At 72.8% G+C, this 13,327-nt stretch carries 12 protein-coding genes; 6 read left to right on the top strand and 6 right to left on the bottom strand.

Features of this window, described 5'->3' with window-relative positions; translation table 11 throughout:
• Positions 1-3: 3 nt before the first annotated feature.
• Complete coding sequence (gene holA, locus AOM03_RS04395) at positions 4-987, top strand: DNA polymerase III subunit delta (protein WP_169746410.1); 984 nt, start codon at positions 4-6, stop codon at positions 985-987.
• 33 nt (positions 988-1,020) lie between these two features.
• Here holA and AOM03_RS04390 read toward each other — a convergent pair whose 3' ends face one another.
• The 4 genes from AOM03_RS04390 to AOM03_RS04375 form a co-directional block, all read right to left on the bottom strand.
• Positions 1,021-1,719: an EAL and HDOD domain-containing protein gene (locus AOM03_RS04390; RefSeq protein WP_062378552.1), complete on the bottom strand. Its 699-nt coding sequence runs from the start codon at positions 1,717-1,719 to the stop codon at positions 1,021-1,023.
• A gap of 73 nt (positions 1,720-1,792) precedes the next feature.
• Positions 1,793-2,053 carry a 30S ribosomal protein S20 gene (rpsT, locus tag AOM03_RS04385; protein WP_062378551.1) on the bottom strand — a complete coding sequence of 87 codons (261 nt, stop codon included), beginning with the start codon at positions 2,051-2,053 and terminating at the stop codon, positions 1,793-1,795.
• A 91-nt stretch (positions 2,054-2,144) separates the two neighbouring features.
• Entirely contained in the window at positions 2,145-2,672 is a 528-nt protein-coding gene (locus AOM03_RS04380) for a type II toxin-antitoxin system PemK/MazF family toxin (RefSeq protein ID WP_062378550.1), read from the bottom strand.
• The gene (locus AOM03_RS04375; protein ID WP_062378549.1) at positions 2,669-4,372 is read right to left on the bottom strand and encodes a putative bifunctional diguanylate cyclase/phosphodiesterase; all 1,704 of its coding nucleotides are present in this window, start codon (positions 4,370-4,372) and stop codon (positions 2,669-2,671) included. The genes AOM03_RS04380 and AOM03_RS04375 overlap by 4 nt, the downstream gene beginning before the upstream one ends.
• Before the next feature lie 202 nt (positions 4,373-4,574).
• Here AOM03_RS04375 and lepA point away from each other — a divergent pair, with 202 nt between their 5' ends.
• Genes lepA through AOM03_RS04360 form a run of 3 tightly spaced genes read left to right on the top strand, consistent with a single transcriptional unit; the run spans position 4,575 to position 9,975 of the window.
• Entirely contained in the window at positions 4,575-6,428 is a 1,854-nt protein-coding gene (gene lepA, locus AOM03_RS04370; protein ID WP_156157609.1) for a translation elongation factor 4, read from the top strand.
• Entirely contained in the window at positions 6,428-7,645 is a 1,218-nt protein-coding gene (gene hemW, locus AOM03_RS04365; RefSeq protein WP_062378547.1) for a radical SAM family heme chaperone HemW, read from the top strand. Before lepA ends, hemW begins: the two co-directional genes overlap by 1 nt.
• Positions 7,642-9,975 (top strand): acyltransferase family protein, encoded by a 2,334-nt coding sequence (locus tag AOM03_RS04360; protein WP_227589904.1) that lies wholly within the window; start codon positions 7,642-7,644, stop codon positions 9,973-9,975. The genes hemW and AOM03_RS04360 overlap by 4 nt, the downstream gene beginning before the upstream one ends.
• Positions 9,976-10,001: 26 nt before the next feature.
• Here the strand turns inward: AOM03_RS04360 and AOM03_RS04355 are convergent, their stop codons facing one another.
• Together AOM03_RS04355 and AOM03_RS04350 are read right to left on the bottom strand one after the other, a co-directional pair.
• Positions 10,002-10,496, bottom strand: coding sequence for a DUF4870 domain-containing protein (locus AOM03_RS04355; protein ID WP_062378545.1), 495 nt, complete (start codon positions 10,494-10,496; stop codon positions 10,002-10,004).
• Between the two features lie 89 nt (positions 10,497-10,585).
• Entirely contained in the window at positions 10,586-10,981 is a 396-nt protein-coding gene (locus tag AOM03_RS04350; protein WP_082092094.1) for a DUF4870 domain-containing protein, read from the bottom strand.
• Positions 10,982-11,185: 204 nt separating this feature from the next.
• Between AOM03_RS04350 and hrcA the strand changes: the two genes are divergently transcribed.
• Both hrcA and dnaJ read left to right on the top strand, forming a co-directional pair.
• A complete protein-coding gene (hrcA, locus tag AOM03_RS04345; RefSeq protein WP_062378544.1) occupies positions 11,186-12,193 on the top strand; it encodes a heat-inducible transcriptional repressor HrcA in 1,008 nt (335 codons plus the stop codon).
• The gene (dnaJ, locus tag AOM03_RS04340; protein ID WP_062378543.1) at positions 12,194-13,327 is read left to right on the top strand and encodes a molecular chaperone DnaJ; all 1,134 of its coding nucleotides are present in this window, start codon (positions 12,194-12,196) and stop codon (positions 13,325-13,327) included.

The following is a 13,327-nucleotide window of genomic DNA, read 5'->3' as shown; positions in this document are numbered from 1 at the left end:
CGCGTGGCAGGACGAGGACAGCGATCCCAGGTGGAGCCCACGTGGCACCGCGCGGCGCCGGCGCCCCTGGTGCTGGTGCACGGCAAGGAGGAGCTCCTGCGCGCACGCGCCGTCGAGCGCATTGTCGTTCAGAAGCGCGCGCACGGCGAGGTCCAGGTGACGCGCCTCGATGCCGCCGGCTACTCGCGGGGCAGCCTGGTGAGCGCGACCAGCCCCTCGCTGTTCGGCGAGCCCGGTATCGTCGTGCTCGAGAACGCCGGGGCGATGAACGACGACTTCCTCGCCGACGCCCTCGCCTACGTCACGGCGCCGGACCCGGACTGCGTCGTGGTCGTGGTGCACGACGGCGGCCAGCGCGGAAAGAAGCTGCTCGACACCCTCAAGCAGGCCGGTGCCCCGCGCTACGACTGCCCCAAGATCGACAACGAGCGCGCCCGTCTCGACTTTGCCACCGGAGAGTTCGAGCGCGCCGGGCGGCCGGCCCGGGGAAGGGCGGTCAAGGCGCTCGTGGACGCCGTGGGCGACGACGTCGCGGAGATCGCCGCCGCGTGCGCCCAGCTGGTCAGCGACGTCGAGGGCTCGATCGACGAGCAGGCCGTCGCGCGCTACTACGGCACCCGTGTCAATGCGACCGGCTTCGCGGTCGCCGACGCCGCGATCGCCGGCAAGGAGGCCGAGGCGATCGCCCTGGTCCGGCACGCGCTCGCGACCGGGACGGACCCCGTGCCGCTCGTCGCGGCGCTCGCGATGAAGGTGCGCCAGCTCATCAAGGTGGGCGCGTCGCGCGGACGCGGCGTGGACCTCAAGATGGCGCCCTGGCAGGTCGAGCAGGCGCGCAAGGCCCTGGCGCGGTGGGATGCGGAGCGGCTCGCCCAGGCGGTGCAGGCGCTCGCCCGCGCCGATGCGGAGATCAAGGGAGCCTCGCGAGCCCCGGGCTTCGCGCTCGAGCGGGCCGTGCGCACCGTCGCCTCCCTCGCATCCGGCTGACGACGCGCGGGCACCACAAGGGCCGCGGAGCGGTCAGCTCGCGGCGTACCCGCCCTGGACGTGAATGGCCACGCGCTCGAACCAGAATCCCTGGTAGAGATCGAAGCCCAGGTCGCGGCAGCGCTCCAGTTCGGTCGCGCGCTCGACGCGCTCGGCCACCAGCAGCCGCTCACGCCCACCACGGCCGGACCGTGCGAGCGCGACCAGCGCGGCGCCGCCGTCGGCGCCCAGGTCGCGCACGTCGATCTTGACGTAGTCGGCCAGGGGCAGCAGCGCCACCTGGGAGTCGGTGCCGGTGAAGTCGTCCACCGCGATCCGGAATCCGCGCTCACGGAGGGCGCGCACCTGGGCGAGTAGCGCATCGTCCACCTCGACGGTCTCGAGCACCTCGAGCACCACCGTGGCCGGGTCGCAGTGCGACAGGGCCGCGCCGGACATGAGGAACCCGCGCGTGACGTTGACGAACGCCGGGTGGGGGACCGTGATGTCGGGGGAGCGCCAGAAGGCCGCCGCGATGACGTGCTCGGTCGCGCGGTCCTGGGCGTCGGCCGGCCACAGGTCCACGCGCGACGTGTCGTGCAGGTGGGCGCGGTAGAGCAGCTCGTAGCCGGCGCGCTCGCCGTCCGCGGTGAAGATGCCCTGACGGCCCACCAGCGCGGGCAGGCGCGGCGGGTGCGGTGGAGCGGCCTGGCAGGCCGTCGGATGCCAGAGGCGGGGAGGTGCGATGGTCATGAGTGGAGCCCCACGCAGACGAAAGCCCCGGCCGCCGTGGCGGGTCCGGGGCTCTCTGCGAAGGTCGCGGCCTTTACAGCGCGGCGACCTGCTTGGCCAGCGCCGACTTGCGGTTCGCGGCCTGGTTCTTGTGGATGATGCCCTTCGAGACAGCCTTGTCGAGCTTGACCGAGGCGGTCTTGAGGGCGGTCTGCGCGTTGTCCTTGTCGCCCGCGGCGACGGCCTCGCGCACCTTGCGCACGTGGGTCTTGAGCTCGGACTTCACGGCGACGTTGCGCGCGCGAGCCTTCTCGTTGGTCCCGATGCGCTTGATCTTCGACTTGATGTTGGCCACAGCGATCCTTCTGCGTTCTGGTGGAAATCTTGGGGTGAGGCGCGAGCAACGCGCTCACACACAAGCGCCTATCGTACCACCGATACCCGTGTTACAGGGACTTGGCGACCCGGTCGAACACGCGCCGGTCGAGGATCGCGCCCTCGCGGCGCACCTTGTCCGGGTCGACCCGGATGATGCGGTCGAGCCGCACCTCGGAGGGGCGCCCCTGACGGTCCCACGGTCCGGTGCCGATGTCCATCCAGCGCCGTCCCCAGCGGGCCTCGTCCGCGGCGTCCGCGTCGTGGTCCTTGCTCGTGAGCATGAGGCCCAGCAGCCAGCGGCCGTCGCGCCCGACGAGCAGCACCGGGCGGTCCTTGCCCTGCGAGTGGTCCTCCTCGAAGGGCACCCACGTCCACACGATCTCGCCCGGGTCCGGGTCGCCGTCCAGGTCCGGGCGGTACTCGACGCGGGGAGTGCCGGTGAAGTCGCCCGGATAGCCGGTGGACGATGCGCCGCGTCCCTTGCCGCCGCCGCGCCGGGGTCCCGGCGTGGGTCCGGCCTTGCGGCCGGGGGCGGGCGTGGACAGCGCCGCCTTGACGATGCGGCGGACGAGGCTGAGGAGGGAGGAGCGGCTCATCCGATCGACGGTAGCCGCCCGCTCGCGGGCGGTGCCAGGGCCGCGGTCCCGTCCGCGGCGACGACGATGTGTTCGGCCGGGACGGCGCGTCCGAACAGGTAGCCCTGGCCCAGCTCCCAGCCGTGGGCGCGGGCGCGGTCGTACTCCTGCTCGGTCTCGATGCCCTCGATGACGCCGTAGAGGCCCAGGCTCGAGGACAGCATGGCGATGGTGGAGGAGATGCGGTCTCCGGTGGCCGCATCTCCCAGGCGCACGGTGAACTCGCGGGCCAGCTTGAGCCCGCTGACCGGGTTGAGCAGCACGGAGCTGAGCGCGCTGTAGCCGGTGCCGAAGTCGTCGATCACCAGGTCCACCCCGAGCGCCGCGAGCCCCGCCAGGTCCGCCCGCGCGGACGCGGTGGCGCCCAGCACGCCGGACTCGGTGATCTCGAGACCCAGCCGGCCCGGCGCGATGCCCGTGGACTCCAGGGCCTGGGCCACGACGCGGGTGAGGTCCGCGGCGCCGATCTGCCGGGTGGACACGTTGACGAACACCTGACCGCGGAAGCCGGGCCGGTCGGCCAGGAAGCGGCACGCCTCGGTGATGACGAACGCGCCGAGCGGCACCACCAGGTTGGCCTCCTCGCACACCTCGATGAACTGGTCGGGCATGAGCAGGCCCCGGTTGGGGTGCTGCCACCGCACCAGCGCCTCGAAGGCCACCACGGCGCGGTCCTCGAGCCGCACGACCGGCTGGTAGTGGACCGCCAGCTCGCCCTCGCGGATCGCGGTGCGCAGCTCCGATTCGATCGACAGCCGGCTCAGCGCGTCCGAGCGCAGGTCGTGGCTGAACACCTCGATGCGGGCGCGGCCGCGCCGCTTGGCCGTGTACATCGCCGTGTCCGCGTTGCGCAGCAGCGTCTCCGCGGTCATGCCAGGCTCGCTCAGGGCGAGGCCGGCGCTCACGGTGGGCACCACCTCGTGGTCCGCGAGCGTGAACGGCACCTGCACCTCCGCGGCGACCACCGTCAGGTACGCCTCCGCCGCCGCCTGGCTCGCGACGCCGTCGAGCAGCACCACGAACTCGTCCCCGCCCAGGCGCGCGACCGTGTCGATCGGCCGGACCGTGCGCCGGATGCGGCGCGCGATCTCCCGCAGCATCTCGTCGCCCGCGGCGTGGCCCAGGGAGTCGTTGATCACCTTGAAGTGGTCCACGTCGAGGAAGATGCACGCGACGGACGAACAGTCGTCGCGGCGGGACTCGAGGGCCCGCGTGGTGCGGTCGAGCACCAGCGTGCGGTTCGCCAGCCCCGTGAGGTGGTCGTACAGGGCGCGGCGCTCGAGCAGGTCGCGCGCACGCCGGATCTCGGTGATGTCCTCGACGTGGGCGACGTACGTGTCGGAGCCGGGGTCGCCGGGGGAGACCGTCAGCCGCGCCCACACCGCGTCGCCGCCGCGGTGCAGCAGCCGCAGCTGCGACTGGAAGTACGGCAGCTCGCGCGAGGCCACCTGTGCGAGCAGTTCGCGGTGGTGCTGGACGTCGTCCGGGTGGGTGACGTCCGCGAGGGACATGGTGCGCAGGCTCGCGACCGAGCGGCCCACCAGCCGCGCGAAGGCCATGTTGACGTCGCGCAGCGCCGCGTCCGCGTCCAGGACGGCCATCCCGATGGGGGAGCCGTCGAACGCGGGTCGGAACAGCTCGTCGCCTGACACGGACTCCATCACCTCCTCGGGCCGCGCGCTCCCCGGCGGGGAGGCACGTCCCTGTATCGGCACCCGGTGAGCGGGGCTGAAGGGGAGGAAGTGACGGATGTCACTCCGCGCATCGTCCCCTGGTCCGCGGCCCCGGCGCGAGCGTCGGCGCCGAACCGTGGGAACATAGAGGGTCCACCACGCCCGCACGACCCGAGGGACGAACATCACCGTGAGCGCCGACCCCCGCATCGAGCCCGCCTCGACGCAGCCGGAGCTGATCCGCAACTTCTGCATCATCGCCCACATCGACCACGGCAAGTCGACCCTGGCCGACCGCATGCTGCAGCTCACCGGCGTGGTCGAGGCGCGGCAGATGAAGGCGCAGTACCTCGACCGCATGGACATCGAGCGCGAGCGCGGCATCACCATCAAGTCGCAGGCCGTGCGCATGCCGTGGGAGTCGGACGGCACCCCGCACGCGCTCAACATGATCGACACGCCCGGCCACGTGGACTTCACGTACGAGGTGTCCCGCTCGCTCGCGGCGTGCGAGGGCGCGGTGCTGCTGGTCGACGCGGCGCAGGGCATCGAGGCGCAGACCCTCGCGAACCTCTACCTCGCGATGGAGAACGAGCTCGAGATCATCCCGGTGCTCAACAAGATCGACCTGCCCGCCGCGGACCCCGAGCGCTACGCGAAGGAGCTCGCCCAGCTGGTGGGCTGCCAGCCGGAGGACGTCATGCGCGTCTCGGGCAAGACCGGCGAGGGCGTGGCGGAGCTGCTCGACCGCATCGTCCGCGACATCCCGGCCCCGGTGGGCGACGCGGACGCCGCGACCCGCGCGATGATCTTCGACTCCGTGTACGACACCTACCGCGGCGTGGTGACCTACGTCCGCGTCGTGGACGGCAAGCTCAGCCCGCGCGAGCGCATCGAGATGATGTCGACCGGCGCCTCGCACGACCTGCTCGAGATCGGCGTCATCAGCCCCGAGCCCGTCATCACCAAGGGCCTGGGCGTGGGCGAGGTGGGCTACCTCATCACCGGCGTCAAGGACGTGCGCCAGTCCCGCGTGGGTGACACGGTCACCGCCGCGCGCCGGCCCGCGCAGGAGTCGCTGGGCGGCTACGAGGACCCCAAGCCCATGGTCTACTCGGGCCTGTACCCGATCGACGGCTCGGACTACCCGGTGCTGCGCGACGCGCTCGACAAGCTCAAGCTCAACGACGCGGCGCTCATCTACGAGCCCGAGACCTCCGCCGCGCTGGGCTTCGGCTTCCGCGTGGGCTTCCTGGGCCTGCTCCACCTCGAGATCGTGCGCGAGCGCCTCGAGCGCGAGTTCGACCTCGCCCTCATCTCCACCGCCCCCAACGTCATCTACGAGGTGACCATGGAGGACGGCACACAGCACGTGGTGACCAACCCGAGCGAGTTCCCCGGCGGCAAGATCGGCGAGGTGCGCGAGCCCATGGTGCGCTCGACCATCATCGCCCCGTCCGAGTACATCGGCGCCATCATGGAGCTCTGCCAGTCCAAGCGCGGCAACCTCATCTCGATGGACTACCTCTCCGAGGAGCGCGTCGAGATGCGCTACACGCTCCCGCTCGCGGAGATCGTGTTCGACTTCTTCGACCAGCTCAAGTCCCGCACGCGCGGCTACGCGAGCCTCGACTACGACGTCGAGGGCGACCAGGCCGCGGCGCTCGTCAAGGTCGACATCCTGCTCCAGGGCGACCCCGTGGACGCCTTCTCCGCGATCGTGCACAAGGACGCCGCGTACTCCTACGGCGTCATGATGACCGCGAAGCTCAAGGAGCTCATCCCGCGCCAGCAGTTCGAGGTGCCCATCCAGGCCGCCGTCGGCTCCCGCATCATCGCCCGCGAGACCATCCGCGCGATCCGCAAGGACGTCCTCGCCAAGTGCTACGGCGGTGACATCTCGCGCAAGCGCAAGCTGCTCGAGAAGCAGAAGGAGGGCAAGAAGCGCATGAAGAACATCGGCTCCGTCGAGGTTCCTCAGGAGGCGTTCATCGCCGCGCTCAACACCTCCGAGCCCGCCGAGAAGTCGGACAAGAAGAAGTAGTGGAGGCCGCCCGCGACGGCGCCGCTCCGGAGGTCGCCCGCGACGGCGCCGCTCCGGAGGTCGCCCGCGACCTGGGCATCTACGTCCACGTGCCGTTCTGCGCGGTCCGCTGCGGCTACTGCGACTTCAACACGTACGCACCCGGCGAGGCCGCCGGCGCCACCCGCGAGGGCTACGTCGAGGCCGCCCTGGCGGAGATGGCGATGGCCTGGGGGACGATGCACGGGGACGGCCGTCCCGCGCGCACCGTCTTTTTCGGCGGCGGCACCCCGACGATGCTCGATCCGGCCGCGCTGGCGGCCCTCCTGGCCGGCGTGCGCGCCACCTGGGGACTGGCGGACGATGCGGAGGTCACCACCGAGGCGAACCCCGACTCGGTCACCCCCGAGTCGCTCGCGACGCTCGCGGAGGCAGGCTTCACACGGGTGAGCCTCGGGATGCAGTCCGCAGTGCCGCACGTGCTTGCGACGCTCGACCGCACCCACGAGCCGGCCAACGTGGCGCGGGCGGTCGAGGGCGCGCGCGCGGCGGGCCTGGCCGTGAGCCTCGACCTCATCTACGGCACGCCCGGCGAGTCCCTCGCCGACTGGCGGACCAGCCTCGAGACCGCGATCGCGCTCGGCCCCGACCACGTGAGCGCCTACGCCCTCGTCATCGAGCCCGGGACCCGCATGGGCGGCCAGCTGCGCCGCGGCGAGATCGCGGCCACGGACCCGGACACGCAGGCGGACATGTACGAGCTCGCGGACACGCTCCTGAGCGAGGCCGGCTACTCCTGGTACGAGGTCTCCAACTGGGCACGCACGCCGGCCGACGCCTGCCGCCACAACGTCGCCTACTGGCACAGCCAGGACTGGTGGGGCGTGGGCCCCGGCGCGCACTCGTATCTGGGCCCCGGCCCCGACGGCACGGGCGCCCGCCGATGGTGGAACGTCAAGCATCCCCGCGCGTACGCGGCGCGGCTCGCGGCGGGGGAGAGCCCCGCCGCCGAGGTCGAGCCGCTGTCCGCGGAGGACCTGGCGCTCGAGGCCGTCATGCTGCGGCTGCGGCTCGCCGACGGCATCCCGCGCTCGCTGGTCGAGGGGCGCTCCGAGCAGATCGCCCGGCTCGTGGGCGACGGGCTCCTCGACGGCAGGGACGCTCTCGCGGGCACGCTGCGACTCACCCGCCGGGGACGCCTGCTCGCGGACCTCGCGGTGCGCGCGCTGGCGTTCTGAGCAACGCGTCCGGCCGCTGGTCGCGCGACACGCCGCGCGACACTCCGGGAGGCTCGGCGGGCGACGCGCCCGAACCGTGCGGGGGCCGCGCGCTTTGCCCGGTTCCGCCCGGCCCGCCGCCTATCCTTGGTACCGCAGGAAGGGAAGGCGGCCGCCCCGGCCGCCGGGTAGGCATCATCAGCACCGCATCGGCCGCGAAGGCACGGACGACCCCCACGCGACCGCCGGCTCTCGGCCGCATCGCGGGGCTCGACGGCCTGCGCGCGATCGCCGTCATCCTCGTGGTCGTCTACCACCTGCTGCCGGCACCGCTGCCCGGCGGGTACATCGGCGTCGACGTGTTCTTCGTACTCTCCGGCTTCCTGATCACCACCATCCTGCTGCGCGAGCGCGACCATTCCGGCCGGATCTCGCTCCGACGCTTCTGGCTCCATCGCGCGCGCCGGCTCCTGCCGGCGCTCGTCGTCGTGGTGCTCGTGTGCGTGTCCGCGGTCGGGCTCGGCGCGCTCGCCGTCCAGCTGCGCGGCGACCCCGTGGCGGGCTCGCTCTGGGGCGACCTGCTGGTCGGCGTGGGCGCGCAGCTGGCCGCCGCGGCCACGTTCACGAGCAACTGGCTCGCGGTGCTGCTGGGCCAGAGCTACGCCGCGGCCGGCTCTCCGCATCTGTTCGGGAACCTGTGGTCGCTCGCGGTCGAGGAGCAGTTCTACTTCGTGTGGCCGCTCGTGGTCGTGGCCATTACGGGCATGGCGATGGTGCGCCGTCGCGCCGCGTCCTGGGCGCTCGGCGTCGCCGCGGTCTCCGCCATCGCGATGGCCCTGCTCGCCCCGGCGGCCGGTGACCCCACGCGCGTCTACGTGGGCACGGACACCCATGCCTTCGGGCTGATGCTCGGGGCGGCGCTCGCCTTCTGGCACAGCGACCGCGCGATCCGCCGGATCCGCCCCACGGCCCGCCACCTGACGGCCACCTGGGCGGCCGGGCTGCTGGGCGCCGTGACCGTGGGCGCGCTTGCCGTCTTCATGCCCTGGGACTCGCCCTGGACCTACCGCGGCGGCCTGCTGCTCGCCTCGATCGCCGCCGCCGCGGTGCTCCACCTGGTGGTGTCGCAGCCCGCGCTCGGCCACGTGCTCGATGTCGCGCCGCTCACGTGGCTGGGGGAGCGCTCGTACGGGATCTACCTGTGGCACTGGCCGGTGTTCGTCGTCGTCGTCACCATGATCGACGGCGGCCGCGTGCACGATTCGTCGTGGACGACCGCTGCGCTCACCGCGGCGGCGACGCTTGCCGCCGCCAGCGCCTCGTACCGCTGGATCGAGCAGCCGGTCCGCACGCTGGGCTTCCGGCGCGCGGGACGCGCGCTGATCGACTGGCTGTACCCCACGCACGACGTGGTCGAGGCGACGCGCACGGAGGTGCGCGGCCGTCGCGGTCGCCGCGCCGTGATCTTCGGCGGCACCCTGGCCGCCGTGCTGGGCCTCACCGCGACCGCCGTAGCCGACGCCCCCGAGTTCACCTCGCTCGAGATGCAACTTCAGGAGGGCGCGCAGGTCGTGGCGGCGACCCCGTCGACCGCCCCGTCCGCGGCCCCGGAGGAGCGGGACGGGGGCGATGCGGCGGCCGAGCCCTCCGCGCCCACGGAGCCGGCCGAGCCCTCCGCCGAGCCGTCGGCCGAGCCCTCCGCCGAGCCCGAGGCGGCGACATCCCCCGAGGCCACCGCGGCGCCCGAAGCGTCGGAGAAGCCCGAGCCCGCGGCGTCGGAGGCGCCCGCCGACCCGGCCCCGGAGAAGTCAGAGCCCGAGCAGTCCGAGCAGTCCCAGCCCGAGCCCGAGGAGTCAGCCCCCGCCGCGCCCGTCGGGGACCAGGTGTTCGTCATCGGCGACTCGGTCACGCTGGGCTCCGCCGGAGGCCTCGCCGAGGCTCTTCCCGGCGCCACCGTCGAGGCCGAGGTGGGCATGGCGTTCTCGACCGGCGTCGACCGCCTGCGCGACCTCGCCAGCCGCGGCGCCCTGCGCCCCTACGTGGTGGTCGCGCTCGCCACCAACTCCACGGTCAACGACCACCTGGCCGAGGCTCTCGTCGAGGCGGTGGGCGACCGCCGGGTCGTCATCGTGACCGGCTACGCCGACCGCTCGTGGATTCCCGGCACCAATGCCGCGATCCGCGGGGTGGCCGAGCGGCACGGGAACGTGGTGCTCGCGGACTGGGAGAAGGCCGTCCAGCGAGACACGTCGATCCTGGGACCGGACGGCGTCCACCCGCGCGGCTCCGGCATTGCGACCTTCGTCGACGTCGTCGAGGACGGGCTCACCCGCGCCGCCGCGCTGGACTGACGCAGCGCGGCGGCACTCGTGCGGGCTCAGCGCACGTACGGGATGACGAGCGGGATCGCGTAGTACTCGCCGCGGTTGGCGCGGACGGCCGCGATGATGGCCATCACGATCGCGTACACCGCGTAGGCGATCATGAGCGGCACCGTGAGGATGAAGCCGAACAGGACGGTCGCGATGCCCAGCACCGTGCCTCCCACCACCACGGTGAGGAGCGTGAGCTGGAGATTCAGCTGGGCCTTGCCGTGGAAGTCCACGAGCGCGGAGCGCTCGCGGTAGAGCAGCCAGATGATCAGCGGCGCGAGGAAGGACAGCAGGCCGCCGCTGAGCACCGTCGCGAGGATCGCGGACAGGTGGACCAGCATCGCGATGGTGCGGGCCGTGGATTCGAGCATGGGCTCGGGCGTGGGCCATGCACCGGTGGACGATGCGGGGGACGGCGCGGGTCCCGGCTGGGGGTTCGCGTCGGGCTGGGGCGCGGCGCCCGCCGGCAGCGGCGGGGGCGGGGGAGTCGTGTCGTTCATGGCACCAGGCTGGCATCACGCGCCAGGGCCCCGCATCCCCCCGGGGGAGGAACGGGGCCCTGAAACGTGTCGGGGTCGAACCCTGACGACTACTTGATGATGCGCCAGTTGAACGGGTACCGGTAGTACTCGCCGCGGTTGGCGGCCATGGCGGCCATGATGCAGAACACGAGCGCCAGGATGCCGATGATGGGGAAGAGCAGCAGGCCGATCAGCACGAACGACAGCAGGCCGGCGACGAAGTAGCCGATGGAGATCAGGATCGAGAAGTTCAGCGCCTCCTTGCCCTGGTCGTCGACGAAGCGGCTGCGGTCCTTGCCGACGAGCCAGAAGATCAGCGGCGGGATGAAGCCGAACAGGATGATGCCGGCGTGCGCGAGCGTCGCGTAGAGGCGCTCGTCGGACGGGCTGAGCGGGACGCCGCCCGACGGGGGCGGCGGGCCCTGCGGCGGGGGCGACTGCGGCGGGGGAGGCGGGGTGGTCATGTCGCGACCTTCCTTCTTGGGCTCGGATCGGACGGCGCCGGCGTTCCCTCATCCGGCCCGCTACCTGCCAATCTAGACCCGCGGACCGCGTGCGCGCAGGCTCCGGGCGGCGCGTCGCCGCCCCGCGCGGACCCGGCCCGCAGGCGGCGCGGGGGTGTTCGCTAGGATTAGCACTCGAGTTGTCCGAGTGCCAAGGGGAGTGACGTGAGCGAGGAACGCCGTCAGGCCGTGCTCCGCGCGATCGTGGAGGGCTACGTCGAGACGCACGAGCCGGTGGGCTCGAAGGCGCTGGCGGAGACGCGATCGCTGGGCGTGAGCTCCGCGACCATCCGCAACGACATGGCCGTGCTCGAGGAGCAGGGCCTCATCGCCCAGCCCCACACGTCGGCCGGGCGCATTCCCACGGACAAGGGCTACCGGTCCTTCGTCGACCACATCGCGGCGCTCGCGATCCCGGACGCGCACAAGCGCGCGATCGGCACCTTCCTGTCCGACGCCATGGACGTCAACGACGTGGTCGAGCGCTCGGTGCGGCTGCTGAGCCAGCTCACCCGCCAGGTCGCCGTGGTCCAGTACCCGTCGCTGCGCCAGTCCGCGGTGCGCCGCGTCGAGCTCGTCAGGCTGGGCTCCGAGCACGCGCTCGTGGTCGTGGTGTCCGAGGACGCGCGCGTGGACCAGCAGACCCTGCCGCTGGGCGAGCCGACCTCGGACGAGGCGTTCGAGCGCGCGATCACCGAGGTGAACGCGGCCTCCGTGGGGCTGCGTGGCGCGGAGCTCGAGCGCTCGCTCGCCGAGTGGGCCGGCCGCCCCGGGCAGGTCCCGTGGGCCGGCGCGGTGGCCGCCACCGTGCTGACCTCCTCGCGCGGCGGCACCGTCGAGCGCGTGGTCTTCGCGGGCACCTCCAACCTGGCCCGCGCCGGGGCGGGGCTCGAGACGGACAGCATCGGCCCGGTGCTCGACGCGCTCGAGGAGCAGGTGGTCCTGCTGCGCCTGTTGCACGAGATGACGACCTCGGGGGACGATGTCTCGGTCCGGATCGGCGCGGAGACGCACCACGAGGCGCTCTCGCGCACCTCGATCGTGGCCGCCGCCTACGGGCGCGACGCCTCATCGCTCGTGGGCGCCCTGGGACCGACCCGCATGGATTATCCGGGGACGATGGCCGCCGTGCGCGCCGTCGCCCGCTACCTGTCGAAAGTGGTGGAGCACTAAGTGAAGGACTACTACGGCGTCCTGGGCGTCTCGCGAGACGCCTCCGAGGCGGAGATCAAGAAGGCGTACCGCAAGCTCGCGCGCGAGCTGCACCCCGACGTCGCGGGCGCGGAGGGCGAGGAGCGCTTCAAGGAGGTCGCCGCCGCCTACGACGTGCTGGGCAACGCGGACAAGCGCGCGCAGTACGACCGCGGCGTCGACCCTCGCGCGGCCTCCGGCGGCGCCGGAGGTCCGCAGGGGTTCGGCTTCGAGGACCTGTTCGAGACCTTCTTCGGCGGCGGGGCCGGCCCGTTCGCCGCTCAGCAGCGCGGCCCCGCGTCGCGCACCCAGCGCGGCGGCGACACGCTGGTGCACGCGGACGTCACGCTCGAGGAGGCCGTGTTCGGCGTCTCGCGCGAGGTTCCCGTCGACCTCGCGGACGTGTGCGGCACCTGCCACGGGTCCTGCTGCGCCCCGGGCACCCAGCCCCAGCGCTGCGCGCAGTGCCAGGGCACGGGCCAGGTCCAGCGCGTCGCCCGCTCGCTGCTGGGACAGGTGATGACCACCCAGCCGTGCCCCAACTGCCGCGGCTACGGCACCACCATCACGCAGCCGTGCCCCGACTGCTCCGGCCAGGGCCGCCAGCACTCGCGTCACCACGTGCGCGTCGACATCCCCGCGGGCGTCGAGACCGGCACCCGCATCCGCATGGCCGGCGTGGGCGACGCCGGCGTCGCGGGCGGGCAGCGCGGCGACCTCTACATCGAGATCCGCGAGCGCGCGCACACCTCGTTCGAGCGCGAGGGCGACGACCTGCACTGCCGGCTCGAGGTGCCCATGACGGCGGCCGCGCTGGGCACGGTGCTCACGCTCGAGACCTTCGACGGCCCCCGCGAGGTTGAGGTCAAGGCGGGCACGCAGTCCGGCGAGACCCTCCGCCTGCGCGGGCTCGGCGTCGGACGCCTCCAGCGCGCCGGCCGCGGCGACCTCCACGTCCACCTCCACGTCACCACCCCGCACGACCTCACCGACGAGCAGGCCGACCTGCTGCGCCGGCTCGCGGATCTGCGCGGCGAGGAGCGCCCCGAGGCGCGCCTCGCGCCGCTGGGCGGCGGCGTGTTCTCCAAGCTGCGCGACGCCTTCAAGGGCCGCTGA

This window comes from Demequina pelophila (assembly GCF_000971175.1).
GTDB lineage: Bacteria > Actinomycetota > Actinomycetes > Actinomycetales > Demequinaceae > Demequina > Demequina pelophila.
Note: the sequence above shows the minus strand (reverse complement) of the source record. Positions and strands in the feature narration are given on the sequence as shown.

Coding starts and splice junctions, on each gene's coding strand:
- AOM03_RS04390 (WP_062378552.1), bottom strand. CDS start 1,719: ATGACCATCGCACCTCCCCGCCTCTGGCATCCGACGGCCTGCCAGGCC.
- AOM03_RS04380 (WP_062378550.1), bottom strand. CDS start 2,672: ATGAGCCGCTCCTCCCTCCTCAGCCTCGTCCGCCGCATCGTCAAGGCG.
- AOM03_RS04375 (WP_062378549.1), bottom strand. CDS start 4,372: ATGGAGTCCGTGTCAGGCGACGAGCTGTTCCGACCCGCGTTCGACGGC.
- AOM03_RS04355 (WP_062378545.1), bottom strand. CDS start 10,496: ATGAACGACACGACTCCCCCGCCCCCGCCGCTGCCGGCGGGCGCCGCG.
- AOM03_RS04350 (WP_082092094.1), bottom strand. CDS start 10,981: ATGACCACCCCGCCTCCCCCGCCGCAGTCGCCCCCGCCGCAGGGCCCG.